Raw genomic sequence first — 25,669 nt, 5'->3', positions numbered from 1 at the left:
CGATGGCCACCCCCGCCGAGGCGCGGGTCGACCTGGACGCGATCAGGCACAACGTGGCCCTGCTGAGAGCGCGGGCCGGCGGCGCGGAGTTGATGGGCGCCGTCAAGGCCGACGCGTACGGGCACGGGCTGGTGCCGGCGTCCGAGGCCGTGCTGGAGGGCGGGGCGAGCCGGCTGGGCACCGCGTTCGTCAGGGAGGCGCTCGCGCTGCGGGAGGGCGGCGTGACCGCGCCGATCCTGGCGTGGCTCATCACGCCGGGCGAGCCGCTGGACGAGGCGCTCGGCAGCGACGTCGAGCTGTCGGCCTCCGACGAGAGCCTGCTCGAGGAGATCGCCGCGGCGGCCCGGCGCACGGGACGCGCCGCCAAGCTGCACCTGGAGGCCGACACCGGCATGAGCAGGGGCGGCGCCCCGCTGGCCGGCTGGCCGGGGCTGCTGGACCGGGCGATGCGGCTGCGGGCCGAGGGCGTCATCGAGATCGTCGGGCTCTGGTCCCACTTCGCCTGCGCCGACATCCCCGGCCACCCGTCGATCGGGCAGCAGCTGGAGGCGTACCGGACGGCGCTGAAGCTGGCCGAGCAGGCGGGCGCCGCGGGCTCCCACGTGATCAGGCACCTGGCCAACTCCGCCGCCACCGTGACCCTCCCCGAGGCGCACTACGACCTGGTCAGGCCGGGCATCGCGATGTACGGCCTGAGTCCCATCCCCGAGCTGGGCGACTTCGGCCTCCGGCAGGCGATGACGCTCGTCGCTCGGATCGGGCTGGTCAAGCGGGTGCCGGAGGGTTCGGGGGTGTCCTACGCTCACCTGTACGTCACCGAGCGCGAGACCACGCTCGGCCTCGTGCCGCTCGGATACGCGGACGGCATTCTCCGGCACGCGACGGGGCGGGCCGAGGTGCTGGCGGGCGGGCGGCGCAGGTTGATCGCCGGGCGGGTGTGCATGGACCAGTTCATGATCGACATGGGTGACGACCCGCTGTCGGCAGGCGATGAGGTCGTGCTGTTCGGGCCTGGCGACAGGGGCGAGCCGACCGTTCAGGAGTGGGCGGATACCCTCGGCACGATCACGCATGAGATCGTGACCAGGATCGGCTCGCGCGTGCCGCGGGTCTACGAGCACAGGCGTTCGGAGTGACGACGGGCACTTCCTGGCGGGCATGAGCGGAGAAGGATCGGGGACATGACGACGACGACAACACGGCGCAGGGTGGGAATCGCCGGCGCGCTCGTCGGTGCGGCTTCCGCCGGGGTCGCGGCGGCGGCGCTGGCCAAGCGTTACGCGGTCGGCCGGATCAGGCTGCGCCCCGACACCGAGGCGAGCGAGCCGTTCGGCGAGCTGCGGGGCAGGGAGCGCACGCTCATCACCTCCGACGGCAAGGCGCTCCACGTGGAGATCGACGGGCCGGAGAAGGACGAGGCGCTGACCGTCGTGCTCTGTCACGGCTACTGCCTCAGCCTGGAGTCCTGGCACTACCAGCGCAAGGACTTGCGGGAGAACTACCGCCTCGTGCTGTGGGACCAGCGCTCCCACGGGCGCTCGCAGCGCGCGGGCGCCGACGACAGCACGATCGACCGGCTCGGCGAGGACCTGGCCGAGGTGATCGAGCGGTTCGTGCCGGGCCCGTGCGTGCTGGTCGGCCACTCGATGGGCGGCATGACGATCATGGCGCTGGCCGACCGCCACCCCGAGCTGTTCGAGGAGAAGGTCCGCGGCGTGGCGCTCATCTCGACCTCGGCGGGCAAGCTGGCCGAGCTCACGCTGGGCCTGCCCGCGATGCTCTCCAAGGCGGTGCACAAGATCGCGCCCACCACGGTCTCGATGCTGGGCCGGCGCGGCGCGCTGGTCGACCGCACCCGCAGCGTGGGCAGCGACATCGCCTTCCTGATCACCCGCTACATGGGCTTCGGCGACTCCAAGAACGTCAGCCCGACCGTGGTCGACTTCGCCGAGTCCATGATCAGGGCGACCCCGACCGAGGTGGTCGCCGACTTCTATCCCGCATTGATGAACCACGACAAGCTCTCCGCGCTCCACGTCCTCGACTCGGTGCCCACCGCGATCCTGGTCGGCGACCGCGACTGGCTGACGCCGCCCGACCACAGCAGGGCCATCGCGGCCGCGCTGCCGAAGGCGCAGCTCACCGAGGTGCCCGACACGTCGCATCTGATCCAGCTGGAGCGGCCGGGCGTGGTCAACGACGCGCTGCGCGACCTGGTGAAGAGGGTGGAACTACAGTGAGGCTCCCGACCACAGAGGACATGCGCGCGTACGGCGCCCGGCTGGCCGCGCGGCTGCGCGCGGGAGACCTGGTCATCCTGTCGGGCCCGCTCGGTGCGGGCAAGACCACGCTCGTGCAGGGCATCGCCGAGGGGCTCAAGGTACGCGGCCCGATCACGTCGCCCACGTTCGTGATCGCCCGGGTGCATCCTTCGCTGCGCCAGGGGCCGCCGCTCGTGCACGTGGACGCGTACCGCCTGGGCGGCGACCTCGAGGTGGACGACCTCGACCTGGACGCCTCGCTGGAGGAGTCCGTCACCGTCGTCGAGTGGGGAGAGGGGCTGGTCGAGGGCCTGGCCGAGGACCGGCTGGAGATCCACATCGACCGCGAGGCGGGCGAGGAGGTCCGCGTCGTGACCCTGCGCGGCGTGGGCCCCAGGTGGGCCGACACGCCGTCTGAGCCGCCGGAAGAGTAAAAATCCCGGCAATTCTCGGCGATCCTGGCACCCTTGACGTATCAGGCCGGCGACATAAATCATGATCGTTGGTCAGGGATTGGCCCAGAATTTCTGGGTATCAGGAGGGCGACAGCCAAAGTTCTGGTGGATGCTGGTAGCAGGACGGCAAAGTGGGGTGCGGCCGGTGCTCGGGATCAGGCGATTCGCGTACGCGGGAGCCATCGTCATGGTCGGTCTGACCGGCTGCGCGGCCTCCGCGGAGACCAATCCGACAAGCACGCCCACCCCCACGGCCAGCGGCACAGGCACGCCGACCGGCACCGCGACCACCAGCCCGAGCCCCACCGCCACCGTGACCAGGCAGACCATCTCGGTCCAGCTCAACCCCGACCGCGTCACCGCCGGCGAGACGTCCAAGGTGTGGATCCTGGCCAACTGCCCCGTCCCGACCGGCGGCCCCGCGCACACCGGCACCGCGACGTCCAAGGCGTTCATCAACGGCGTCGTGCTCAACCCGGTCCCCGCGGCCTCGGCCACCCCCACCGCGACGGGCACGTCCGCGGGCGGCTCGCCCTGGGTGCGCGGCGAGGCGCAGGTCTCCGGAACGGTCCGGCGCGGCTCCTACCGGGTCGACGTCAAGTGTGACGGCACCAACGACATGGGCCGGGCCACGCTCAGGATCGGCGCGGCCGAGCCAGAGTCGTCCACGGTGCCGACCAAGGCGCCCAAGGCGGGCGGCGGCGGCACGTACGGCATGGACCTCAGCGACGACTCCTCGGTCCCGATCGGTCCGGCGGGCGTGCTCATCGGCCTGGCGCTGGCCGTGGGCATCGGCGTGGCGGTCAAGCGTCGCAGCCGGGCATAGTCGATGGCCCGCCCTGGACGGGTGGTGCTCGCGGGTGCCGTCACGGGCCTGGTGCTGGTCGCGTTCGGCAAGAGCATGCAGACGAACACCACCCCTGCCGCCGCTGTCGTGCCCGAGAGCATCGACATCCCCGCGATCGACCTCGAGGCGCCGCTGATGAAGCTCGGCCTGACCAAGGACGGCGAGGTCGAGCTGCCGCCGTACGAGAAGCCGAAGGTGGCCGGGTGGTACTCCGGCAGCGCCGTGCCCGGCGAGAAGGGCGCCTCGGTGATCATCGGGCACGTCGACACCAAGACGGCCCCCGCCGTGTTCTACCGGCTCAGGCAGCTACGCAAGGGCGAGACCGTCAAGGTCGAGCGCAGTGACGGCAAGGTCGTGAGCTTCAAGGTCGAGGCGATCGAGCAGGTGCACAAGGACAGCTTCCCCACCAGGCGCGTGTACGTCGAGGACGGGCTCAAGCTGGTCACCTGCGGCGGAAAGTTCGACTATGCCAAGGGCGAGTACCTGGACAACATCATCGTGTACGCCTCCCGCGCCTGAAAAAACACTTGTGCCTGCCGAGACCATGGAGGCATGAGCAGCGTAGACACGAACCCGCCCGCGTCCGGCGTACGGGTGCCCTGGCACGAGGTGCACCCGCCGGTGCGCGCGGCCGTGGAGGAGTTCCTGGGAGGGCGCGTGGCCGAGGCGGTCACCCAGTCCGGAGGCTTCTCCCCGGCGGCCGCGGTACGCCTCCGCACGGAGGACGGCAGGCGCGCCTTCGTCAAGGCCGTCGGCCCCGAGCCGAACCCCGACTCCGTCCGCATCTACCGCGCCGAGCTCGAGATCGCCGCCGCCCTGCCGGAGTCCGCGCCCGCGCCGAGGCTGCTGACCGGCTTCGAGCTGGAGGGCTGGGTCACGCTGGTCTTCGAGGACGTCGAAGGCGCGCATCCCGCGCTGCCGTGGCGGCGTGACCAGCTCGACCGGGTGCTGGCGGCCGTGGATGAGATGGCGGCCGCGCTGACCCCGGCCCCGATCGACGCGCCGCCGGTCGGCGAGGTGTTCGGCGCGTCGTTCCACGGCTGGCGCGACCTGCTGGAGGAGGGGACCGAGGGGCTCGACCCGTGGGCGGTGCGCCACCTCGCCGAGCTGGCCGAGCTGGAGTCCGGGTGGACCGAGGCGGCGGCGGGGGACACCTTGCTCCACGCCGACGTGCGGGCCGACAACATCCTGCTCACCGAGGACCGGGTCTACTTCGTGGACTGGCCGTGGGCCTGCGTGGGCGCCTCGTGGATCGACCGGTTGTGCATGCTGCCCTCGGTGCGCATGCAGGGCGGACCCGCGCCGCACGAGCTGTTCGACTCGCCGGATCCGGCGGTGACCGCGGTGCTGGCCGCGATCACCGGCTATTTCGTGCATCACGGCCGCCTGCCCGATCCGCCGGGGATCCCGACGGTCAGGGCGTTCCAGCGGGCCCAGGGAGCGGTCGCGCTCGAGTGGCTGAAACTCCGTACGGGCTGGGTCTGACCCGTTCGGCGGGTAGGCTAGACAGCCGTGCTGGTCCTGGCCTTTGATACCGCGACACCCGCCGTCACCGCCGCGCTCCACGACAGCGATCGAGTGCTCTCCGAGCACACGACGATCGACGCCCGGCGCCACGGCGAGCTGCTCGTGCCCACCATCGAGCGCGTCGTGCGCGAGGCGGGCGCGGCGCTGCGCGACGTGACCGCCATCGTGGCCGGCAGCGGCCCCGGTCCCTACACCGGCCTGCGCGTCGGGCTGATGACCGCGCAGGGGCTCGCCACCACGCTGGGCGTGCCCGCGTACGGCATCTGCACGCTCGACGCGGTCGCGTACGGCAGCGGGCTGGCCGAGCCGTTCCTGGTGGCCACCGACGCGCGGCGCAAAGAGGTCTTCTGGGCGCGATACGCGGACATGCGCACCAGACTCGACGGGCCCTTCGTCGACCGGCCCGCCGACGTGCCGGTGGAGGGGCTGCCGGTGGTGGGCGCGGGCGCCGCGCTCTACGCCGAGGTCCTCGGCAAGAACGACGCGCCGCCCTACCCCTACGCGGGCGCCCTGGCCGCGCTGGCGGCCGAGCGCCTCGCCGAGGGCGCGCCGCTCGGCCCGCCGCGCCCGATCTACCTGCGCAGGCCCGACGCCGTGGTCCCCGGGGCGCCCAAGAGGGTGACGGCGTGAAACTCAGGCAGATGACCGAGGCGGACCTGCCGGCGGTCATGGCGATCGAACGGGCCACGTTCCCGCTCGACGCCTGGAGCGAGGGCATGATGCGCGGCGAGCTGGCCGACATGCCGCGCTCGCGCCACTACGTGGTGGTGCTCGTCGACGGCGAGATCGTCGCCTACGCCGGGCTCGCCGCCGCGGCCGACCAGGCCGACGTGCAGACCATCGCGGTGCTGGAGCAGCACCGGGGCACCGGCATCGGCGGTGCGATGCTCACCGAGCTGCTGGCCGAGGCGGGCCGCAGGGGAGCCCGCGAGGTCTTCCTGGAGGTACGCGCCGACAACCCGCAGGCGCAGGCGGTCTACCGGCATTACGGGTTCGAGGAGATCGGCACCCGCCGCCGCTACTACGACGACGGCACCGACGCGATCATGATGAGAAGGAAGCTTGGTGACTGACGCACCCCTGGTCCTGGGCATCGAGACCTCCTGCGACGAGACCGGCATCGGCATCGTCAGAGGCCACACCCTGCTGGCCAACACCATCGCCTCCAGCATGGAGGAGCACGCCCGCTTCGGCGGCGTGGTGCCCGAGGTGGCCTCGCGCGCCCACCTGGAGGCCATGACGCCGACCGTCGAGGCCGCGCTGGCCGCGGCGGGCCTGACGTTCTCCGACATCGACGCCATCGCCGTCACCGCCGGCCCGGGGCTGGCGGGCGCGCTGCTGGTGGGGGTGGCCGCGGCCAAGTCGTACGCGCTCGGCCTGGGTGTCCCCCTCTACGGCGTCAACCACCTGGCCGCCCACGTCGCCGTGGACCAGCTGGAGCACGGGCCGCTGCCCAAGCCGTGCATCGCCCTGCTGGTGTCGGGCGGCCACTCGTCCCTGCTGCTCGTGCCCGACGTGGCCCAGGACGTGATCTCGCTCGGCTCGACGGTCGACGACGCGGCCGGTGAGGCGTTCGACAAGGTGGCCCGGGTGCTGGGGCTGCCGTTCCCCGGCGGCCCGCACATCGACCGGTCCGCCCGCGACGGCTCGGGCACGGCCATCACGTTCCCGCGCGGCAAGATCGACGACGGCACGCTCGACTTCTCCTTCTCGGGCCTGAAGACGGCCGTGGCCCGCTGGGTCGAGGCCCGGGAGGCGTCGGGGCAGTCCGTCCACGTGCCCGACGTGGCCGCCTCGTTCCAGGAGGCCGTGGTCGACGTGCTGACCCGCAAGGCGCTGCAGGCGTGCCGGAAGTACGACGTGCACGATCTGCTGATCGGGGGCGGTGTGGCGGCCAACTCGCGGCTGCGCGCGCTGGCCCAGGAGCGGTGCGACGCGGCCGGCGTACGCCTGCGGGTGCCCCGGCCGGGGCTGTGCACCGACAACGGCGCCATGGTCGCCGCCCTGGGCTCCAACCTGGTCGCGGCCGGGATCTCGCCTTCGACCCTGGAGATTCCCGCGGACTCGTCGCTGCCGATCACGACAGTCCACGTCTGAGCCTCTTCCGCACCCTCGGGTAGGCGAGGGCGCGGTCGGGCTCGCGTCGGGTGCTGTGGTGTCCGGTCGGGCTTTCGTCGGGTGTTGCTGTGTCCGGTCGGGGCTCACGTTGGGCGCTGCCGTGGCGGGGGGACGCTCCCCGCGAGGCGGAGCGTGGGATGCCCCGCCTCGCCTCTGTGGGCCTGCCTCAGTCCTTGGAACGGCTCGGGCGTAGGAGAGCCTCGGCCAGGGCCAGCATGGTCTCCTCAAGGGCGCCCAGGCGCTTGGTGAGGTCGTCGGCCGCCGGCTGCACGATGCCGGTGACCGTCTCGGCGAGCTGGTCGCGGTCGGGGCGGGAGGTGACGAGCTCCGTGAGGGCGTTCGTGGCGGCGGCGAGGCGCTCCGCCTGGTCTCCCGCGTGCGTCTGGAGCAGCTCGCCCTGGGTGGCCAGGGTGGCCGGAAGCTGTCCCATGCGCTCGCTGACGGCCTCGATGCGGTCGTCGAAGGTCTCCAGGTGCGCGCCGGTCTGCTCGGCGCGGGCGGCCAGGCCGTTCATGCGGGTGTCGATGCCGTCGAAGCGGCTGCTCAGGTGCTCCTCGGCCTCGATCAGCCGCTCGTCTATGGCGTCGATCTGGGTGTCGAGCTTGTTGAAGCGGCCCTCGTTGCGGGTGGCCGTCTCGTTGAGCCGCTGGTCGGCCGTCACCATGCGCTCGTCGAGCGCGGTGAAGCGGGCGTCGATGCGTACGTCGAGGGCGTCGAACCTGTCGTCGTGGCGGCCCAGGTGGCCGTCCACCGTGCCGAGTCGCTTGTCGACCCCGCTGAGCTGGCTGTCCACGGACGTGAGCCGTTTGTCGACCCCGACCATCCTGCCGTCGATCCCGTCGAGCCTCGTGTCGATGTCGGCCAGGCACTCGTCGGCGGACTCCAGCCGGCTGTCGAACCCGGTGAGCCTGGAGTCGAGGCCCATGAGCTTGCCCTCCACCCGGTCGAGCCGGGCGTCCACGCCGCTGAGCCTGGCGCTCAGGCGCTGCTCGCTCTCGCCCAGTTGGACCGCGAGGTGCTGGTCGGCCTCGTCGAGCCTGGTGGTGAGGCGCAGCTCGACGTCGGACAGGAGACAGGAGAGCTGGTCGTCGGAGTCCTTGAGGCGGCCGGCGAGCCGCTCGTCCGCCTCGACGAGGCTGGTGGCCAGGCGCTGGTCGGTCTCGTCCATCCGGGCGGTGAGCCGTTCGTCGGTCTGGTCGAGCCGGGCCGTGAGCTGCTGGTCGGTCTGGTCGAGCCGGGCCGTGAGGTGCTGGTCGGCGTGGTCGAGTCGCGCGGTCAGGCGCTGGTCCGTCTCGTCGAGTCTCGTGCTCAGGCGCCGATCGGTCTCGTCCAGGCGCGTGGCGAGATGCTCGTCCTGCTCGTTCAGCCGGACCGTCAGCTGCTCGGACAGGTCGCCGACCACGACCTCCACCCGGTCGGTACGGGTGGTCAGCTCGGCCATCGACTTGTCGAGCCTGGTGAAGCGGCTGGCGGCGGCCTCCATGCTGGAATTGAGGGTGGCCAGCTTGGCGGCGAAGTCGGACATTCCCCTCGTAATGCCATCGGTGGTGTCGAGCACCGATTGCAGGCGGTTGAGGGCTTCCTCCACGCTGTCGCCCACTGTGCCGAGGTCGGCCCAGAGGTTCGGCAGCTCGGCTACGGGGGCGACGCGGGCGTCCACGTGGCCCACCTTCTCCCCGACGGCGTCCACGTGGTCGCGCACCGCCTCCACGTGCTGGGCCAGCCCCTCCGCCCACATCGGCGGCTTGGCGGCGAGGTCGTCGAGCCGTCCGCTGACCGCATGCAGCGTGCCGCTGAGGCCGCCGAGCTCGCGCTCGCGCACCTCCCGCAGCAGCCACTCCATGCCTTCGAGTCGCTGGCGGATCTCGTCCAGCACTGCCCCCTGTGTGCGCTGCTCGTACACGTGATCCTGCGCGGCACGCGCGAGCAGATCCCGCATCCTCTCCGAGATGCCGGATTGGCCTCCTGCCTGGAGAAGGGTGGTGTGGTTGGAATGGTCCACCGAAAGCTCCTTTGGCTCGCCGACGGTCTGCCGCGCAGCGGTGGGGATAGGTCCGATTTGCAGATGGAAGCGAGAACACGGGTAACCGCATCAGGGGGAGAACTCCCGCCCGCCCACCTTAGTCCTTCGATCAAGGTCAGGACGCGGCGAATGGAAAGATCGTGGGTAACGGAAAAATGCCCGGTTTAGGCAGGTGGGGCAGCATCGCAGATGATGACTGACGGCTTATCAATGATCCGGGTAAGGATGATTACCGCGGACTTTTCGCCATTCAGCCGTAGGTCCGATCTGAGGCGTTCGATGTCGACGGCGGAGCCGCGCTTCTTGATGGTGACATTCCCGATTCGCCGCTCGCGGAGCAGCGCTCGCAGCTTTTTCAGCGAGAACGGGATGACGTCCGAAATTTCATATCTGGCCGCCCATGGGGTGTCGATCGGTTCGTCCCCGGTGATGTAGGCGATCAACGGGTCGAGCAGGCGCCCGCCCACGATTTCGGACACCTCGCCCACGAGGTGCGCCCGGATGGCCGCGCCGTCCGGCTCGTAGACGTACCTGCCGACCGGGCCGACCTGGGCCTCGGCTCCCGTCGCAGTCAGCGTGTGCCCGCCGGGGAGCAGGGTGGCGCGCCGCGTCGCCCCCTGGAAGCCGGTCCAGAGCGCGGCCTCCTTGACCTCGCCCTTGTACGAGACCCACTCGGCCTCGGCGCCGTCCGGGATGAACTCGTACGGGATGCCCGGGGCGACCTTGACGCACGCGCGGGAGGCCCTGGAGACCAGGTCGAGCACCACCGGCCAGGGCGGGGAGTAGGCCATGGGATCGAATGTCCTGCCCCTGCTCGTCCGCCTGGCCGGGTCGGCGAACAGCACGTCGTACGCCTCCGGCCTGACCCCGGCCGCGTCCGCCACGGACACCGTCACCCTGTCGCCCAGCCCGAGCGCCTCGGCGTTGGCCCTGGCCACGGCGGCGGTCAGCGGGTCGGTGTCCACGGCGGCCACGGCACAGCCGGCGCGGGCCAGCGCGAGGAAGTCGCCGCCGATGCCGCAACACGCGTCCACCACGCTGGGCGGATCCGGCCATGACGCGATCAGGCGGCGGACGCGGTGCTCGGCGACCTCCGCCCGGGTGGACTGCTCCACGCCGTGCGGCGTGAAGTACATCCGGCCGGCGTCCTCGCCGAACTTGGCCCTGGCGCGCTCCCTCAGCCCGGCCTGGGTCAGCGCGGCGGAGGTGAGGGCGGGGTCGTACGTCTTGCGCAGCTTTGTGGCGGCGGCGACCGGATCGGCCCCTGCCAGCTCCCCGGCCTCCGCGAGGGCCCGCTGCCCGCGCGGGGTCAGCAACTCCTTGAAGGCGTCGAGGTCCACATCACCCGACGTTAGTGCCATGCCCGGGCAGGTTGGGCCGCGGGCGTACTGTGGGAAAGAGCAGTTGGGGTGCTGATCGCTCTCAGCAGACGCGTTCGTGTTGACTGTCAAGCCCCTCTTGCATATGTTTCCTGTTGGCACTCTCCCCTTGAGAGTGCCAACGTGCGACGAGGCAGGTCTGACACCCGCGACGGCAGGCCCAGCTGGTCGCCTCTTCTAGATCATTCAAATCTGAAGGGGAGGTCCGATCGTGACGACCGCCACTAAGGTTCCCGTTAAGCCGCTCGGCGACCGCATCGTGGTCCAGCCGCTTGAGGCTGAGCAGACCACCGCTTCCGGCCTGGTCATCCCTGACACCGCCAAGGAGAAGCCGCAGGAGGGCAAGGTCCTCGCGGTGGGCCCGGGCAACTGGGATGAGGACGGCGACAAGCGGATTCCGCTCGACGTCTCGGAGGGCGACATCGTCCTCTACAGCAAGTACGGCGGCACCGAGGTCAAGTACGGCGGCGAGGAGTACCTCGTGCTCTCCGCCCGCGACGTTCTCGCGATCATCGAGAAGTAAGCCGGTGTGTCGGGCCCCGGGCGCTCTTGAGGGCGGCCGGGGCTTTCGACGCTAGGAGAGGACTTTCAGCAATGGCGAAGATCCTGGAGTTCGACGAGGGTGCCCGCCGCGCGCTTGAGCGCGGTGTCAACGCCCTCGCGGACGCCGTGAAGGTAACCCTCGGCCCGCGCGGCCGCAACGTCGTCATCGACAAGAAGTTCGGTGCACCGACGATCACGAACGACGGCGTCACCATCGCTCGTGAGATCGAGCTGGAGGAGCGCTACGAGAACCTCGGCGCCCAGCTCGCCAAGGAAGTTGCCACCAAGACCAACGACATCGCGGGTGACGGCACCACCACCGCGACCGTCCTGGCCCAGGCCATGGTCCGCGAGGGCCTGCGCAACGTGGCCGCCGGCGCCTCGCCCCTGTCGCTCAAGCGCGGCATCGACAAGGCCGCCAAGGAGATCAGCGACAAGCTGCTCGCCAGCGCCCGCCCGGTCGAGGACAAGAAGGAGATAGCCAACGTTGCGACGATCTCCGCCCAGGACGCGCAGATCGGCGACCTGATCGCCGAGGCGTTCGACAAGGTGGGCAAGGACGGTGTGCTCACCGTCGAAGAGTCCAACGCCATGGGCATGGAGCTCGAGTTCACCGAGGGCATGCAGTTCGACAAGGGCTACGTGTCGCAGTACATGGTGACCGACCCCGAGCGGATGGAGTCCGTCCTCGAGGACGCCTACATCCTGCTCACCCAGGGCAAGATCTCCTCCATCGCGGACTTCCTGCCGCTGCTGGAGAAGATCGCCCAGACGAAGAAGCCGCTGCTCGTGGTCGCCGAGGACGTCGAGGGCGAGGCCCTGGCCGTCCTGGTCACCAACAAGATCCGCGGCACGTTCACCTCCGTCGCGGTCAAGGCCCCCGGCTTCGGTGACCGCCGCAAGGCGATGCTGCAGGACATGGCCATCCTCACCGGCGGCCAGGTCGTCAGCGAGGAGGTCGGCCTCAAGCTGGAGCACGTCGGTCTCGAGGTGCTCGGCCAGGCCCGCCGCGTCGTCGTGACGAAGGACAACACCACCATCGTCGACGGCGCCGGTGACGCGCAGGCCATCGAGGACCGCGTCAAGGAGATCAGGCTCGCCATCGAGCAGTCCGACTCCGACTGGGACCGCGAGAAGCTGCAGGAGCGCCTGGCCAAGCTCGCCGGCGGTGTGTGCGTGCTGCGTGTCGGCGCCGCCACCGAGGTGGAGCTGAAGGAGAAGAAGCACCGCCTCGAGGACGCGATCTCCGCGACCCGCGCCGCGATCGAGGAGGGCATCGTCTCCGGCGGTGGCTCCGCGCTCATCCACGTCTCCAAGGGCCTCGACGACCTCGGCCTGTCGGGCGACGAGGCCACGGGTGTCGGCGTCGTCCGCCGCGCCCTGGTCGAGCCGGCCCGCTGGATCGCCGAGAACGCCGGTCTCGAGGGCTACGTGGTCACCCACAAGGTCGCCGAGCTGGAGGCCGGCCACGGCCTCAACGCCGCGACCGGCGAGTACGGCGACCTGATCGCGCAGGGTGTCATCGACCCGGTGAAGGTCACGCGCTCCGCCGTGCAGAACGCGGCGTCGATCGCGGGCATGCTGCTCACGACCGAGGCGCTCGTGGTCGACAAGCCCGAGGAGGAGGCCCCGGCCGCCGGCCAGGGTCACGGTCACGGCCACGGCCACTGACCCGTCCCCCTTCCGCTCGTCACGGCCCGCACCCTTCAGGGGGTGCGGGCCGTGCGGCATTTATGGCCACCGGTTCCCGCCCTGCCCTTTGACGACTGGTGCCGCTCACCAGCCCAGGTCGCGTAGCGTCAACACGTGTGCCGACGACGGCAGCAGGCAGACCGCCGCCCAGTAAGCGGGCCGCGACCCGAACTCCCCGGCTCGCCGCCGAGAGCGGGAGCACCACGGCCTGGTTGGCCGCGGAGGAGGCGGCCGGTGTTCACTTTAGTTCGGTGTCATCGGTGGTCTTCGAACTAAGAGGCAGGTCGCGGCCGCCCTGGAGCGCGTCAGCCATCAGCCGGGCCAGGCGCTGTCCTCCATCGCCGAAGTAGTCACTCCACCAGGGCGGGGTTGTCGGCGGCCAGGCCATCCAGCGTGCCGCCGCCCATCCAGCGGGTCGGGATGCCGTGGCCGGCGGTGAGCTCTTCCAGCCAGTCCAGCCGCGGGTTACTGGGCTCCCAGCGTCACCAGGCTCCATGAGCGGACCGGTTCCCATGGGGCAAGGGCCGGTAGGCCTGCGCCACGCTCCGACCGTCCGGGCTGGGGGAGCCGCGTGTGCATGGCCGGCGGGTCTGGCGAACGGCCGTGTTCATCAAGCCGCGATCAAACCCAGGTGGAGAGTTACATCATCCGACAAACACACCCCACTGTCCCTTTCTCTCGTACTTGGTCCGCCCCCTGGTGGTAACAGCCATTGGCGGTGAGAAAGATCTTGCTGATCCAAGGCGAAGGGCGTCGCTCCCGCGGAGGACGCCCTTCGTGCGTTACGTGGCCGGTTACAGTGCGACGGGGACCGTCTGGTACCAGCCGGTGATGGGGTGACCAGGTGGACGATGTTCTGGTTCCGCATGATCGGTGCAGCCGCGTTCGGCTCGAAGCCGACGCGGGCGGCGGTGTGGCCGCCAGAGCCGCTCTCGGCCGTTCGACGGGTCAGTGCACGCAGAGGGCCGAGACGGTCACTTCGTAGACCCACCAGGAGCTGTCCGGCGCAATGAAGAGAGCGCGATCGCTCTGCGACCAGTTCGTGCAGTCGCCACCCGCCGCCAGCACCGCCGCCCTGGCCTCCTGCGCGCCGTTGTGCTTGGCCACGTCCGAGGTCCGGCCCTGGCCCACCGCGCTCGCCGAACGCGGAACCGTGTAGGACACGGCGGACTGATCGGTGGCGGCGTCGGCTGTCACGCCGCCGAGACCGAGCGCCGTCACCGTGACAAGGGACGCGGCCGATACGCGCCAAAGGAGCGCTCTCCTGCGGCGGCCTGTACGAGATTCCATCTGGCCTCTCCACTTTCGTCGGACGTTCAGCGCGCGAGCGCACTTTCGGCTACCGTCCTGCGCGGACGGGGTTGTGTCCCAGCCGCGTACGCCGGGTGGCGGTGTGGTCGCGGCTTTCGGACGGCTCAGTTGTAGGGGTTGTCGTAGGTCACGGATTTAGTGCGGCTGTTGTAAGTTTGGCCTGGATAGAACCAGCCGCCCGTCACGTACAAGGTGACGTTCGTGACGGTGGCGGAGTGGGTGTATTCACCGTCGTAGAGGAATAGGGACAGCTGGCATCCGGGGGGAGCGGCTGCCGTGCCCGTCTGGGTCGGATAGAAGACGGTGCTGCCGTTGACGGAGACGTAGAAGTTCGGCTTGGGGTACGACCCGCTGCCCCAGCACAGCCGGAGCGCGTACCTGAACTTCGTGTTCCCGTCGTCGAACGCCAGCGTGCCGGTCAGCTGGGCGAGCATGATCGGCGGTCCGGCGTTCGAGGTCACTGTGACGGACACGGACTGGTCTGGGCCGTAGGCGGCGTGCGCGGGAGTGACGGGCACCAGGATCGCCGCGAGGGTTGCGATGGCGATGGCGACAGAGCTGGCCGCACGACGTGCTTTGGCAGGTGTCAATTCCAACCTCATCTCTTTCGTGATGTCGGCGGAGCGCGCACGGAGACTATGGTGGGGGCCTCCAGGCGTCCAGAGAGACGATTGAGAGCCACTGATTCGGCTCGGCGATAACTTGCACCGGCGGCTCTCGCGAGGGCAGGCCAGGCGTCCCACCAGGTCGAGGGTCGCTCCTGCGGAGCCGTAATGCCGGCGTGATGGGTGAAATTTTCATTCGACCGGAGAGGCCGATGCCGGCGGAGGAGGTGGATAGCCCTTTGTCAGCAGGCTCCAAAAGAATTGGGTAGCTGAGGCGTCTCTGCGTCTTCGGATCGTGGGCGGCGCGGATGCGTGGAGAGCCCGGGCCTTCCCCCGTTGACATCGACCTTCTCGTCATCGGCCGTCCGGATCGGGATGATCTCCACGATGCGACGGAACGTGCGAGATCCAGACTGGGACGTCAGGTCAATGCGGTGGTCATCACCCGCGCACGCTGGGAAGCCAGCGAGGACGGCTTCATTCGGGAGCTTCACGAGCGCCCACAGGTCAATGTGCCAGTCGCTGATGGAGAAACGGAATGACGGGCTGGACACGGGGGGCGAGAGGAGATCGTCGGCATGTTGCAGCGGCGTGAGCTCACACAGGTTGTGGCTGATGCCGGACTCGCCGAACGGACGCTCTCCACCGCTCGCCAACACCTGCGCAGCGCCGAGACCCTTGCCTCAACCGATCCATGCCTTGCTTACGCGGCCTTGCATGACGCTGTCCGCAAATCGTTGGCCGCACTCCTTCAGATGCAAGGTCTCCGGGCACGACGACGGGCGGCCACCTGGCGGTTCAGCAGGCGACACGTGCACAGTTCGGTGTGTCTATGGGAGCGATTCTTCGTCCGGTTGATCGCATCCGCACCACTCGGCACGAGAGCGAATATCCCACCAGCACCGCGTGGATCGACGAGGACAGTGCCCGCGACGATCTCCCAGCGGCGACTGCGGTCGTGGATGCGGCGGAGAAGGTGCTCCATCACCTCTCGCCCTTCATCCCGTGAATTGCGTCCGCCGGAGAGGTGCACGAGATTGACCTGATCTCAGGCCGTGCCGTTGCTCAGGATGAGCGTTTTGGGATGGTTGAGCGCGCTGCCGGGAGCCCGGATCGCGCTCTGGTGGCAGCGCGCCGGGCTTGGTGTGGCGAGCTGAGCCACCGGAGTCAGAGATCGTTGAGATGAGCGGTTGCACTCGTTAGGTCTGTTGACAGGAGACCATCCTGGCGGGTGGTAGTGGCGGTTGCGTCCGAGGGGTGCGGGGACCGGCAAGTCCCCGCCTGGGGGTGTGGGGGCCTGCCCCCACAGGGCGCTGCCCGAGCTTCCGTCGCGCGAAGCGCGCCCTCGGCGAGGACCTTGCCTTTGGGGGATCGAAAGGGGGCGTGCCCCCTTGGGGGGCGCTGCCTGGAGCCCGCTGCGCGGAGCGCATCCCGTGTGGAAGGCCGTGTGTTTCCGCCCCGGGGCGCTCCTGGGGGTGCGGAACGCTGGGGGATTGGTGCTGGCGGTTTGGGGGGAAGTGGGGGAAAAGGTGGAATATTGGAGTAAACCGGGAGTGGGGGATAAGCGTCTGGGGTCTGACAATTGTCGTACATTCCGGGTTATGGGATGAAACATTATGTCAGCAGTTAAGGCTTAGTGTGGTCAATTGATTACTACCGGTTATCGTCGCGTCAATGTGACCAATCCGTAGCCGTTCGCCATGACGACAGGCCGGATCAGTGCGGGCATCATGCCTATCGTGAGCGAGGGAAGCGTCGCCGACGCCAAAATTGGGGTAAGGCTCGCGTCGAGACTTCCGGCACGGACGGATGACTCCGACCTTAGGGAACTGACGAGCCTCGCCGTACAGGGGGATCGCAGTGCGATCGAATCCCTGCTCGGTGAGTTGCGTCCGATGGTGGTGCGGTATTGCCGCGCCCGGCTGGGCAGGGTTTCAGGGCAATATCACATTGCCGATGACGTGGCCCAGGAGGTGTGCATCGCGGTCCTGTCCGCGCTGCCGCGATACCGGGACATGGGGCGGCCGTTCGCCTCCTTCGTGTTCGGGATCGCCTCGCACAAAGTGGCCGACGCGCTGCGGAGTTCGGTGCGCTCGGCCGTACCCACTCAGGATCTGCCGGACGGTCCGGACGACGGGCCTGGGCCCGAGGAGACGGTGGTCCGCTACATCGAGGTCGAGCACGCGCGGCGGCTGCTGGCCCGGCTGCCCGAGAACCAGCGCGAGTTGCTGCTGTTGCGGGTGGTGTCGGGGTTGTCTGCCGAGGAGACCGGTAATGTACTCGGTATGTCACCGGGTGCGGTCCGCGTCGCCCAGCATCGGGCGCTGGCCAGGTTGCGGCAGATGGCCGAGCTGGAGTCGGCTTGACGCCAGAGGAAGAGACCGACGCGCTGCTCGATGCGCTCGGTCGTGGAGAGATGCCTGACTCAGGCGATCCGGCCGCGCGGTTGCTGGCCGCGCTGCTCGATGACGTCGGTCAGCGGCGTTCCTCCGTGTCGATGACGCCGTCGACATAGCCTCTGGCGTACTCCCAGCTGACGTAGTCCGCCGGGTCCGGGTGAAAGGCCGGCTCGTGCACCTGCGGCTGGCCTTTCTCGATCATTTGCCGTAGGTTGCCGCGCAGCAGCTCCCAGTCGAAGAAGTGCTGCTCGCCGCATTCAGGGCAGTCGAGTACGAGACCCAGCACTCCCTGCGGTTCGAGCAGGGAGCGAAAGGCCTCGACGTCGGCGAGGTCCGTGATGGCCTCGTCACGCTCGGCCGCGGTGAGTGGCTCGGCGTCGTCGAGCGCGCCCATCGCCGAGGAAGGGTCGTTCGGGTCGTCCGCGAACGGGTCGCGGGGGACGTCTTCCAGCACCTTCCCACCATATGACCGAAGCGGCCCGAGCGGTGGACATTACCTCAGCCATCCGCGCCTGGCGGCCTCCACGCCTGCGTGGAAGCGGGATTGAGCGCCCAATTCCGTCATGGCGTCCGCGAATCTCGCCCTGACCGTACGGACCGAAACACCTAGCTGGCGGGCTATGGAGTCGTCGCACATGCCCTGGGCCGCCAGGCGGAGGACCTGGACCATCCCCTCGCTCCTGCGGCCACCCCAGGGGAGCGGCACGGCCCTGGTCCACAGCTCCCTGAAGAGGGTCCGCAGCAGGCCCACGACGACGGGCGTGCGTACGAGATAGAAGTTGTACGCGTGATCGGGCAGGTTGCCGCCCCAGAACGGGGGCAGCCCGGCGACCTCCGACCCCGCCGTCATGAACCAGCTCGGCACCCGGTCCAGCGTGCGTACCTTGCCGCCGGCGTCGAGCAGGCGGGTGAGCTGATCGCGTACGCCGGGCAGCACCAGGGTGGACACCGGCACGATCGCATGAACCGCGAGAAGTTCTCGTTTCTGCGCATCAATCCACGGATCAGCAAATTTCCGGGCAAAGTCGGTCATGGTGCGCTCGTCCGGAAGCGCGGTCATCAATTCCGTCGGCGGCGACTGTACGGCCATGCCGACCACGCTCTCGTACAGCACGTCCGCCCCGTTCACGATCTCCACCGTGAAGGTGCCGCTCTGGTAGTCGCGCCCGGCGTCGTAGTCGCGGATCAGCGACCGGATCGAGCCGAGCGCGCTGTCGATCCTGCGGCTCTCCTCCGCCAGCCGGTCGAGCCGATCGGCGATCACCCGGCCCAGCGCCGCCGCGGGGTGCCTGGCCAGGTACTCCCCGGACTGCTCGTCGATCACGCCCAGCCTGACGAGGTCGTCGAGCTGGCGACCGACCTTGTCGACGGGGCCGTCCATGGCCAGGGCGAGATCGGTGATGGTCGCTCGATGCAGCCGCAGCACCGCGGAGTAGAGCGCGGTCTGCGCCGGGTCTAGGCCCAGCGTCTCGAAGGGGTCGGACACTGTAGGCGACTGGTTGCGCATGGGGGGCGGCTCCGTCGGGGGGACACGGGCGTGCCGTGAGAATAACCCCGCAATACGCTCGTGTCCCCCCGTTGCCATGACTGGCGCGGGCGAAGTGCAACTTCATGAACTTGCACCTTTTCGCATTGCGTTGTTCCGTTCCGTAACGCACTCTTTACCTAGCGTCGGCACCCTGCAAGGGCTGCGGTGGCACCGGCCATCAGGACGCGGAGGGGGGTTCGGTGGCGTGGAGCGCCGCCACACCCGGGTGCCGGTGGCCGGGGGATGGGACGGATCACCGACCGGCCCATCCCCCGGCACTTTTCATGCCGGGGGTACGACGGACCGTGGGGGTCATCGTGCCCCCGGCATCCCCCATGGCTCCAGGTAAGGGCGCTGAGCCGCGGTTTGGAGGCAGGCCCTAGACTTGGCTCAATCAGAGCAACGGCAGGAGGGGGCCGCAGCATGTCCAAGTTCACCGAAACAGGTTTGACCTTCGATGACGTGCTGCTGGTGCCGGCGTATTCAGACCTGCAGCCAGGCGAGGCCGACACCAGGTCACGCCTGTCGCGCAACATCACGCTCTCCATCCCGCTGATCTCCGCGGCCATGGACACCGTCACCGAGGCCCGCATGGCGGTCGCCATGGCCCGCCAGGGCGGCATCGGCATCCTCCACCGCAACCTGTCGGTCGACGAGCAGGCCCAGCAGGTCGACCTGGTCAAGCGCTCCGAGGCCGGCATGGTCACCAACCCGGTGACCTGCAGCCCGAACGACACGCTGGCCGACGTCGAGCGGCTCTGCGGCACGTACCGGATCTCGGGTGTGCCCGTGACGGACGTGGACGGCACGCTGCTGGGCATCGTGACCAACCGCGACATGCGCTTCGAGACGGACCACTCGCGCCCCGTACGCGAGGTCATGACCAAGATGCCGCTCGTCACCGCCCCGGTGGGCGTGTCGCGTGACGAGGCGTTCGCGCTGCTCCGGCAGAACAAGATCGAGAAGCTGCCCCTGGTCGACCCCGACGGCAGGCTGCGCGGCCTGATCACGGTCAAGGACTTCACCAAGAGCGAGCAGTACCCCCTCTCCACCAAGGACGCCGACGGCCGGCTGATCGTGGGCGCGGCCATCGGCGTCGGCGGCGACGCCGAGCTGCGGGCCAAGGCGCTGATCGAGGCCGGGGTCGATGTGGTGGTCATCGACGTGGCCCACGGTCACTCCAAGGGCCTGGCCGACATGGTCGGCAAGATCAAGGCCAACAGCAAGGTCGAGGTCGTCGCGGGCAACATCGCGACCAGGGCCGGTGCGCAGATGCTGGTCGACGCGGGCGCCGACGCGGTCAAGGTGGGCGTCGGGCCCGGCTCGATCTGCACCACGCGGGTGGTGGCCGGGGTGGGCGCGCCGCAGGTCACGGCCATCTACGAGGCCTCCAGGGCGTGCGGCCCGGCGGGTGTGCCGGTCATCGGCGACGGCGGCCTGCAGTACTCCGGCGACATCGTCAAGGCCATCGCGGCCGGCGCCGACACGGTCATGCTCGGCTCGCTGCTCGCCGGGTGCGAGGAGTCGCCGGGTGAGCTGATCTTCATCAACGGCAAGCAGTTCAAGTCCTACCGCGGCATGGGCTCGCTCGGCGCGGTGCGCAACCGCGAGCGCGGCGGCACCTCCTACAGCAAGGACCGCTACGCCCAGGCCGACGTCGGCGGCGACGACAGGTACATCCCCGAGGGCATCGAGGGCCAGGTCCCCTACCGCGGCCCGGTGGCGGCCGTCGCCCACCAGCTCGTCGGGGGCCTGCGCCAGGGCATGTGGTACGCCGGCTGCCGCACGATCGAGCAGATGCACACCGACTGCGAGCTCATGCCGATCACGTCGGCGGGCCTCAAGGAGAGCCACCCCCACGACATCCAGATGACCGTGGAAGCTCCGAACTATCACAGAAGGTAAGTTCATGACTCAGCAGGTGGAGATCGGCCGGGGCAAGGCCGGGCGGCGGGCGTACTCGCTTGACGAGATCGGCCTGGTTCCCTCGCGGCGCACCCGGGACCCGGAGGAGGTCTCGATCGCCTGGCAGATCGACGCCTACCGCTTCGAGCTGCCGGTGGTGGTCGCCCCCATGGACAGCGTGGTGTCCCCGGCGACCGCGATCGAGATCGGCCGGCTCGGCGGTCTCGCGCCGCTCGACCTCGAAGGGCTCTGGACGCGGTACGAGGACCCGTCTCCGCTGCTGGAGGAGTGCGCCGCCCTCGACGCGGCGGCGGCCACCAAGCGGCTCCAGGAGATCTACGCGGCGCCCATCCAGGAGGAGCTGATCGGCCGCCGGATCGAGGAGATCCGGGCGTCCGGCGTGACCACCGCCGTGCGGCTGTCCCCGCAGCGCACGGTCCAGTACCACAAGGCCGTGATCGACGCGGGCGTCGACATCTTCGTCATCCGCGGCACCACCGTGTCGGCCGAGCACGTGTCGGGCCGGGCCGAGCCGCTCAACCTCAAGCAGTTCATCTACGAGCTCGACGTGCCGGTCATCGTGGGCGGCTGCGCGACGTACACGGCGGCCCTGCACCTCATGCGCACGGGCGCGGCGGGCGTGCTGGTGGGCTTCGGCGGCGGCGCCTCGCACACGACCCGCAACGTGCTCGGGGTGGCCGTGCCGATGGCCACCGCGATCTCCGACGTCGCGGCGGCGCGCCGCGACTACATGGACGAGTCGGGCGGCCGTTACGTGCACGTGATCGCCGACGGCGGCATGGGCACCTCCGGTGACATCGCCAAGGCCATCGCCTGCGGGGCCGACGCCGTGATGGTGGGCTCGCCGCTGGCGCGGGCGGTCGAGGCGCCCGGCCACGGGTTCCACTGGGGCTCGGAGGCGCACCACCCGGACCTGCCGCGGGGCCGGCGGGTGGAGTTCGGCACGGTCGGCACGCTCGAGCAGATCCTGCACGGGCCGTCGAGCGTGGCCGACGGCTCGATGAACCTGATGGGCGCACTCAAGCGGACGATGGCCTCCACCGGCTACTCGGACATCAAGGAGTTCCAGCGGGTCGAGGTCGTGGTGGCCCCCATCCAGCGCTGACGCTCATGTCGGAGGCCGCGGTCGAGCGGGTGTTCCGCGAGGAGTACGGCAGGGCGGTCGCCGTGCTCGTGCGGGTCTTCGGCGACATCGATCTCGCCGAGGAGGCGGTGCAGGAGGCGTTCAGCGTGGCGGTGCGGCAGTGGCCGTCCGCCGGGGCGCCGCCCAGCCCGGCCGGGTGGATCATCACGACCGCGCGCAACCGGGCCATCGACCGGCTGCGCAAGGAGTCGGCGCGGCCCGGCAAACACGCCCAGGCCGCGCTGCTGCAGGCCGACGACGGGCCCCAGGACGTGGGGCCCGTGCACGACGACCGGCTGCGGCTGATCTTCACCTGCTGCCATCCCGCGCTCGCCGCGCACGCGCGGGTCGCTCTGACGCTCCGGCTGCTCGGCGGGCTGACGACGGCGGAGATCGCCCGCGCGTTCCTGGTGCCGGAGCCGACCATGGCGCAGCGCCTGGTGCGGGCGAAGAGCAAGATCCGCGCCGCCCGGATCCCGTACCGGGTCCCGGCGGAGGCCGACCTGCCCGAGCGGCTGCGGGCGGTGCTGGCCGTGGTCTACCTGATCTTCAACGAGGGCTATGCGGCCAGCTCCGGCGACCGGCTGGTCCGCGAGGACCTGTGCGCCGAGGCCATCCGGCTCGGCCGGCTGCTGGCCGAGCTCATGCCGGACGAGCCCGAGGTGATGGGGCTGCTCGCGCTCATGCTGCTGACCGAGTCGCGGCGCGCCGCCCGTACCTCCGAGGCAGGCGAGCTGGTGCCGCTCGCCGAGCAGGACCGGGGGCTGTGGGATCGCGCGCTCGTCGCGGAGGGGCAGGAGCTCGTACGGCGGTGCCTACGGCGCAACGAGCCCGGCCCGTACCAGATCCAGGCCGCGATCAACGCCGTGCACAGCGACGCGGCGGCGGCGCGGGACACGGACTGGCGGCAGATCGTGCGGCTGTACGACCTGCTGGCGGCCTTCGACCCCGGGCCCGTCGTGGCGGTGCACCGGGCCGTGGCGGTGGCCGAGGTGGAGGGGCCGGAGGCGGCGCTGGGGCTGCTCGACGGGCCCGATGATTACTACGTGTTCCATGCGGTACGAGCGGACCTGCTGCGGCGGCTCGGGCGCGAGGAGGAGGCCGTGGCGGCGTACGAGGCGGCGATCGCGCGGGCGGGCAACGAGGTGGAGCGGGCTTTCCTGCGGAAACGGGTGGGGGCATGACGAGGGTGTGCGTGGTCACGGGGGCCAACCGGGGGATCGGGCTGGAGGTGGCCCGGCAGCTCGCGCTGGCCGGTGACACGGTGGTGCTGACGGCCAGGGACGCGCGCAAGGCCGAGAAGGCCGCCGCCGGGCTGGGCGGGGCGGTGGAGGCGAGGCAGCTCGACGTGTCCGACGCCGGGTCCGTCGAGAGGTTCGCCAGGGAGCTCGGCCATGAGCGGGTGGATGTGCTGGTCAACAACGCGGCCATTCACTACGACACCTGGCAGCGGGCCACCGGCGCGGACCTGGGCGTCGTACAGGAGGCGCTGGACACGAATCTGCTCGGGGCGTGGCGGGTGACGCAGGCGCTGCTGCCGCTGCTGCGGGCGAGCAGGCACGGCCGGGTGGTGAACGTCTCCAGCGAGGCCGGCTCGCTGGCCTCCATGGGGGCGGGGACGCCGGCCTACGCGGTCTCCAAGGCCGCGCTCAACGCGCTCACCAGGATGCTCGCCGCCGAGCTGCGCGGCGAGGGGATCCTGGTCAACGCGGTCTGCCCCGGGTGGGTCGCGACCGACATGGGCGGCCCCGGCGGGCGGCCGGTCGCGGAGGGCGCGAGGAGCGTGCTGTGGGCGGTCGATCTGCCGGACGGCGGGCCGACCGGCGGGTTCTTCCGCGACGGGCGCGCGCTGCCCTGGTGAGCGCAGGCGCTGTCGGCAGACCGGTGCCCTAGCATGCGGGCATGGCCGACCTTCGCCACACGCACGAGCTCGCCTTCGCCGGCGACGTGGTCATCAAGCGCTACATGGACAGCAAGCCCGGCGCGGCCGAGCGCGAGTGGCGCGCACTGAACCTGCTGGCCGAGTACGCCCCCGGCCTGGCCCCCGAGCCGATCGGCTACGAGGCGGGCGTGGTGACGATGTCCCGGATCGACGGGGTGCCGCTGCGCGGGCTGTTCGCGCAGGCCGTACACGTCGCGGCGCTGGTCGAGGCGCTCACCGAGCTGCACACGGCGGTGCCGCTCGACGTCCTCCGGGCCGTCCCGCTGCGCCCGTGGCAGCTCGAGGCGGTCATCGACTGGGTGCGGCGGCGCGGCGCGAGCTGGGAGCCGCGCGACCCGCCGGCGGACCGGGCGGTCAAGGAGGGCCTGCGGTGGCTGGCGAGCTGGTCGCCGGGAGAGTCGGGGATCACGCCCGTGTTCGGGGCGGGCGACGGCAACCTGGCCAACTTCCTGTGGGACGGCGTACGCGTCCGCATCGTCGACTACGAGGACTCCGGGCGCAGCGACCTGGCCTTCGAGCTGGCGGAGATGGCCGAGCACGTGTCGATGTGGGTGGACGGCGAGGTGGAGATCGCGCACCGGTTCGAGCTGAGCCCGCCGGTGGAGCGGCGGCTGCGCGAGTGCCGTAAGGTGCACGCCCTGGTCTGGCTGTTCCTGCTCTCCCGCGAGCACCCGCGCAATCCGCCGGGCACGTTCGGGCGACAGGTCGAACGCGTGCTGGCAACATTGGGCGCATGAGACGGGCTGGAGCAGCGGACAAGGCCGCCGTGGAGCGCCTGGTGCACGACGCCTACGCGCCGTGGATCGAGGTCATCGGCATGCGGCCGCTGCCGATGGAGGCCGACTATGCCGCGCTCATCGACGCGGGCCGGGTGCACGTCACGGACGAGCTCGACGGGATCGTCGTGCTCGTCCCAGAGGACGGCGTCCTGCTGGTGGAGAACGTCGCCGTGCGCCCCGACCGCCAGGGCAGGGGCCTCGGGCGCGCGCTCCTGGCGTACGCCGAGGAGGAGGCGCGCCGGCTGGGCCTGCCCGCCCTGCGCCTCTACACGAACGTCAAGATGGCCGCCAACATCGCCCTGTACGAGTCGCTCGGATATGTGGAGACCGGCCGCATGGGGGTCGAGGGCCGCTCGGCGGTGATGATGCGCAAGCGGCTCAGCCCGTGAGAACCCCCAGGAGGTGGCTGACCTCCCTGGCCACCGCGTCGCGGCCGGCCTTGAGATATTTCCGGGAGTCGACGACGCGCTCGTCGTGGGCCAGGTAGTCGCGTACGGCGCCGGTGAACGCCTTGTTCAGGTGCGTCGCGATGTTGATCTTCTTCATGCCGTTCCGCACCGCCTCGCGCAGCACGTCGTCGGGCACCCCTGACGAGCCGTGCAGCACCAGCGGCACCGGCACCGCGGCCCGCAGCTCGGCGATGAGCTCCAGGTCCAGCACCGCGTCCTTGGTGGTCATGGCGTGGGAGGTGCCCACGGCCACGGCGAGCGCGTCCACGCCGGTCCTGGCCACGTAGTCGACCGCCTCGTGCGGCTTGGTGCGCGCGCCGGGGGCGTGCACGCCGTCCTTGCCTCCGACCTCGCCCAGCTCGGCCTCCACCCACACGCCTCGCTCGTGGCACCAGGCGGCGACCTCGGCGGTCGTGCGGACGTTCTCCTCGTCGGGCAGCGCCGAGGCGTCGTACATGACCGAGCCCAGGCCCAGCCCCACCGCCTCCTCCACGAGCGCCCGGTCGGTGGCGTGGTCGAGGTGGACCGCGACCGGCACCTCGGCGCGCCTGGCGACCGCCAGGGCGGCCAGCGCGACGGGCTCGAGCGCGCCGTGGTAGCGGACGCAGTTCTCGCTGATCTGCAGCACGACCGGCAGGCTCAGGGCCTCGGCGCCGGCCACGATGGCGGTGGCGTGCTCGAGCTGGATCACGTTGAACGCGCCCACCCCGGCGGGCGACTGGCTGACGATGTCGCCGATGGGGGCGAGGGGCATGCCGGGCT

The 25,669-nt window shown here is 70.3% G+C and carries 25 protein-coding genes; 18 read left to right on the top strand and 7 right to left on the bottom strand.

The window, feature by feature from the left end:
• The first annotated feature begins 2 nt into the window (after positions 1–2).
• From alr to tsaD, 9 genes are all read left to right on the top strand, one after another.
• A complete protein-coding gene (gene alr / locus AB0H84_RS40300) occupies positions 3–1,136 on the top strand; it encodes an alanine racemase (protein ID WP_357616938.1) in 1,134 nt (377 codons plus the stop codon).
• A 45-nt stretch (positions 1,137–1,181) separates the two neighbouring features.
• Complete coding sequence (locus AB0H84_RS40295) at positions 1,182–2,240, top strand: alpha/beta hydrolase (protein ID WP_357616870.1); 1,059 nt, start codon at positions 1,182–1,184, stop codon at positions 2,238–2,240.
• On the top strand, positions 2,237–2,695 hold the full coding sequence (tsaE, locus tag AB0H84_RS40290) for a tRNA (adenosine(37)-N6)-threonylcarbamoyltransferase complex ATPase subunit type 1 TsaE (protein ID WP_357616868.1): 459 nt from the start codon (positions 2,237–2,239) through the stop codon (positions 2,693–2,695). The genes AB0H84_RS40295 and tsaE overlap by 4 nt, the downstream gene beginning before the upstream one ends.
• A 130-nt stretch (positions 2,696–2,825) precedes the next feature.
• A complete protein-coding gene (locus AB0H84_RS40285; RefSeq protein WP_357616866.1) occupies positions 2,826–3,542 on the top strand; it encodes a hypothetical protein in 717 nt (238 codons plus the stop codon).
• A gap of 3 nt (positions 3,543–3,545) precedes the next feature.
• Complete coding sequence (locus tag AB0H84_RS40280; RefSeq protein WP_357616864.1) at positions 3,546–4,082, top strand: class F sortase; 537 nt, start codon at positions 3,546–3,548, stop codon at positions 4,080–4,082.
• A 33-nt stretch (positions 4,083–4,115) separates the two neighbouring features.
• Positions 4,116–5,048 (top strand): phosphotransferase, encoded by a 933-nt coding sequence (locus tag AB0H84_RS40275; RefSeq protein ID WP_357616862.1) that lies wholly within the window; start codon positions 4,116–4,118, stop codon positions 5,046–5,048.
• Between the two features lie 27 nt (positions 5,049–5,075).
• Entirely contained in the window at positions 5,076–5,720 is a 645-nt protein-coding gene (tsaB, locus tag AB0H84_RS40270) for a tRNA (adenosine(37)-N6)-threonylcarbamoyltransferase complex dimerization subunit type 1 TsaB (protein ID WP_357616860.1), read from the top strand.
• Positions 5,721–5,731: 11 nt separating this feature from the next.
• The gene (gene rimI / locus AB0H84_RS40265) at positions 5,732–6,163 is read left to right on the top strand and encodes a ribosomal protein S18-alanine N-acetyltransferase (protein WP_357616936.1); all 432 of its coding nucleotides are present in this window, start codon (positions 5,732–5,734) and stop codon (positions 6,161–6,163) included.
• Entirely contained in the window at positions 6,156–7,187 is a 1,032-nt protein-coding gene (gene tsaD / locus AB0H84_RS40260) for a tRNA (adenosine(37)-N6)-threonylcarbamoyltransferase complex transferase subunit TsaD (protein WP_357616858.1), read from the top strand. Before rimI ends, tsaD begins: the two co-directional genes overlap by 8 nt.
• 187 nt (positions 7,188–7,374) lie before the next feature.
• Here the strand turns inward: tsaD and AB0H84_RS40255 are convergent, their stop codons facing one another.
• Entirely contained in the window at positions 7,375–9,210 is a 1,836-nt protein-coding gene (locus tag AB0H84_RS40255; RefSeq protein ID WP_357616857.1) for a hypothetical protein, read from the bottom strand.
• Positions 9,211–9,395: 185 nt separating this feature from the next.
• Complete coding sequence (locus tag AB0H84_RS40250) at positions 9,396–10,592, bottom strand: class I SAM-dependent methyltransferase (RefSeq protein WP_357616855.1); 1,197 nt, start codon at positions 10,590–10,592, stop codon at positions 9,396–9,398.
• Positions 10,593–10,818: 226 nt separating this feature from the next.
• Between AB0H84_RS40250 and groES the strand changes: the two genes are divergently transcribed.
• Entirely contained in the window at positions 10,819–11,133 is a 315-nt protein-coding gene (gene groES, locus AB0H84_RS40245; protein ID WP_197093639.1) for a co-chaperone GroES, read from the top strand.
• A gap of 71 nt (positions 11,134–11,204) precedes the next feature.
• Entirely contained in the window at positions 11,205–12,824 is a 1,620-nt protein-coding gene (groL, locus tag AB0H84_RS40240) for a chaperonin GroEL (protein ID WP_357616853.1), read from the top strand.
• A gap of 969 nt (positions 12,825–13,793) precedes the next feature.
• On the opposite strand, the gene AB0H84_RS40235 is transcribed toward groL, so the two are convergent.
• A complete protein-coding gene (locus AB0H84_RS40235) occupies positions 13,794–14,135 on the bottom strand; it encodes a hypothetical protein (RefSeq protein WP_357616851.1) in 342 nt (113 codons plus the stop codon).
• 125 nt (positions 14,136–14,260) lie between these two features.
• Positions 14,261–14,752, bottom strand: a complete 492-nt coding sequence (locus tag AB0H84_RS40230; protein ID WP_357616849.1) for a hypothetical protein — start codon at positions 14,750–14,752, stop codon at positions 14,261–14,263.
• A 1,739-nt stretch (positions 14,753–16,491) separates the two neighbouring features.
• Between AB0H84_RS40230 and AB0H84_RS40225 the strand changes: the two genes are divergently transcribed.
• Positions 16,492–17,127 carry a sigma-70 family RNA polymerase sigma factor gene (locus AB0H84_RS40225; protein ID WP_132334441.1) on the top strand — a complete coding sequence of 212 codons (636 nt, stop codon included), beginning with the start codon at positions 16,492–16,494 and terminating at the stop codon, positions 17,125–17,127.
• A 109-nt stretch (positions 17,128–17,236) separates the two neighbouring features.
• Here AB0H84_RS40225 and AB0H84_RS40220 read toward each other — a convergent pair whose 3' ends face one another.
• Both AB0H84_RS40220 and AB0H84_RS40215 read right to left on the bottom strand, forming a co-directional pair.
• Complete coding sequence (locus tag AB0H84_RS40220; RefSeq protein ID WP_357616847.1) at positions 17,237–17,614, bottom strand: DUF5319 domain-containing protein; 378 nt, start codon at positions 17,612–17,614, stop codon at positions 17,237–17,239.
• Positions 17,615–17,653: 39 nt separating this feature from the next.
• Entirely contained in the window at positions 17,654–18,667 is a 1,014-nt protein-coding gene (locus AB0H84_RS40215) for a helix-turn-helix transcriptional regulator (RefSeq protein WP_357616845.1), read from the bottom strand.
• A 444-nt stretch (positions 18,668–19,111) separates the two neighbouring features.
• Here AB0H84_RS40215 and guaB point away from each other — a divergent pair, with 444 nt between their 5' ends.
• The 6 genes from guaB to AB0H84_RS40185 are packed head-to-tail and all read left to right on the top strand — an operon-like array spanning position 19,112 to position 24,847.
• A complete protein-coding gene (gene guaB / locus AB0H84_RS40210) occupies positions 19,112–20,593 on the top strand; it encodes an IMP dehydrogenase (RefSeq protein WP_357616843.1) in 1,482 nt (493 codons plus the stop codon).
• A gap of 4 nt (positions 20,594–20,597) precedes the next feature.
• Positions 20,598–21,719: a GuaB3 family IMP dehydrogenase-related protein gene (locus AB0H84_RS40205; protein WP_357616841.1), complete on the top strand. Its 1,122-nt coding sequence runs from the start codon at positions 20,598–20,600 to the stop codon at positions 21,717–21,719.
• 5 nt (positions 21,720–21,724) lie between these two features.
• Positions 21,725–22,921 (top strand): sigma-70 family RNA polymerase sigma factor, encoded by a 1,197-nt coding sequence (locus tag AB0H84_RS40200; protein WP_357616839.1) that lies wholly within the window; start codon positions 21,725–21,727, stop codon positions 22,919–22,921.
• Complete coding sequence (locus tag AB0H84_RS40195) at positions 22,918–23,598, top strand: SDR family oxidoreductase (RefSeq protein ID WP_357616837.1); 681 nt, start codon at positions 22,918–22,920, stop codon at positions 23,596–23,598. Before AB0H84_RS40200 ends, AB0H84_RS40195 begins: the two co-directional genes overlap by 4 nt.
• A 41-nt stretch (positions 23,599–23,639) precedes the next feature.
• Positions 23,640–24,416 (top strand): phosphotransferase, encoded by a 777-nt coding sequence (locus AB0H84_RS40190; protein ID WP_357616835.1) that lies wholly within the window; start codon positions 23,640–23,642, stop codon positions 24,414–24,416.
• Positions 24,413–24,847, top strand: coding sequence for a GNAT family N-acetyltransferase (locus tag AB0H84_RS40185; protein ID WP_357616833.1), 435 nt, complete (start codon positions 24,413–24,415; stop codon positions 24,845–24,847). Before AB0H84_RS40190 ends, AB0H84_RS40185 begins: the two co-directional genes overlap by 4 nt.
• On the opposite strand, the gene AB0H84_RS40180 is transcribed toward AB0H84_RS40185, so the two are convergent.
• Positions 24,837–25,661, bottom strand: coding sequence for a class II fructose-bisphosphate aldolase (locus tag AB0H84_RS40180; RefSeq protein ID WP_357616831.1), 825 nt, complete (start codon positions 25,659–25,661; stop codon positions 24,837–24,839). The genes AB0H84_RS40185 and AB0H84_RS40180 overlap by 11 nt on opposite strands.
• Positions 25,662–25,669: the final 8 nt, after the last annotated feature.

The sequence above is a fragment of the Nonomuraea sp. NPDC050786 genome (assembly GCF_040654115.1).
GTDB lineage: Bacteria > Actinomycetota > Actinomycetes > Streptosporangiales > Streptosporangiaceae > Nonomuraea.
The sequence above is the reverse complement of the archived record's forward strand: the minus strand, read 5'-3'. Positions and strand labels throughout refer to the sequence as shown.

Excerpts from the sequence above, each read along its gene's own strand:
- alr (WP_357616938.1), top strand. The coding sequence starts at position 3 with ATGGCCACCCCCGCCGAGGCGCGGGTCGACCTGGACGCGATCAGGCAC.
- AB0H84_RS40295 (WP_357616870.1), top strand. The coding sequence starts at position 1,182 with ATGACGACGACGACAACACGGCGCAGGGTGGGAATCGCCGGCGCGCTC.
- AB0H84_RS40285 (WP_357616866.1), top strand. The coding sequence starts at position 2,826 with ATGCTGGTAGCAGGACGGCAAAGTGGGGTGCGGCCGGTGCTCGGGATC.
- AB0H84_RS40280 (WP_357616864.1), top strand. The coding sequence starts at position 3,546 with ATGGCCCGCCCTGGACGGGTGGTGCTCGCGGGTGCCGTCACGGGCCTG.
- AB0H84_RS40275 (WP_357616862.1), top strand. The coding sequence starts at position 4,116 with ATGAGCAGCGTAGACACGAACCCGCCCGCGTCCGGCGTACGGGTGCCC.
- rimI (WP_357616936.1), top strand. The coding sequence starts at position 5,732 with ATGACCGAGGCGGACCTGCCGGCGGTCATGGCGATCGAACGGGCCACG.
- AB0H84_RS40250 (WP_357616855.1), bottom strand. The coding sequence starts at position 10,592 with ATGGCACTAACGTCGGGTGATGTGGACCTCGACGCCTTCAAGGAGTTG.
- groL (WP_357616853.1), top strand. The coding sequence starts at position 11,205 with ATGGCGAAGATCCTGGAGTTCGACGAGGGTGCCCGCCGCGCGCTTGAG.
- AB0H84_RS40235 (WP_357616851.1), bottom strand. The coding sequence starts at position 14,135 with ATGGAATCTCGTACAGGCCGCCGCAGGAGAGCGCTCCTTTGGCGCGTA.
- AB0H84_RS40225 (WP_132334441.1), top strand. The coding sequence starts at position 16,492 with ATGCCTATCGTGAGCGAGGGAAGCGTCGCCGACGCCAAAATTGGGGTA.
- AB0H84_RS40215 (WP_357616845.1), bottom strand. The coding sequence starts at position 18,667 with ATGCGCAACCAGTCGCCTACAGTGTCCGACCCCTTCGAGACGCTGGGC.
- guaB (WP_357616843.1), top strand. The coding sequence starts at position 19,112 with ATGTCCAAGTTCACCGAAACAGGTTTGACCTTCGATGACGTGCTGCTG.
- AB0H84_RS40205 (WP_357616841.1), top strand. The coding sequence starts at position 20,598 with ATGACTCAGCAGGTGGAGATCGGCCGGGGCAAGGCCGGGCGGCGGGCG.
- AB0H84_RS40200 (WP_357616839.1), top strand. The coding sequence starts at position 21,725 with ATGTCGGAGGCCGCGGTCGAGCGGGTGTTCCGCGAGGAGTACGGCAGG.
- AB0H84_RS40195 (WP_357616837.1), top strand. The coding sequence starts at position 22,918 with ATGACGAGGGTGTGCGTGGTCACGGGGGCCAACCGGGGGATCGGGCTG.
- AB0H84_RS40190 (WP_357616835.1), top strand. The coding sequence starts at position 23,640 with ATGGCCGACCTTCGCCACACGCACGAGCTCGCCTTCGCCGGCGACGTG.
- AB0H84_RS40185 (WP_357616833.1), top strand. The coding sequence starts at position 24,413 with ATGAGACGGGCTGGAGCAGCGGACAAGGCCGCCGTGGAGCGCCTGGTG.
- AB0H84_RS40180 (WP_357616831.1), bottom strand. The coding sequence starts at position 25,661 with ATGCCCCTCGCCCCCATCGGCGACATCGTCAGCCAGTCGCCCGCCGGG.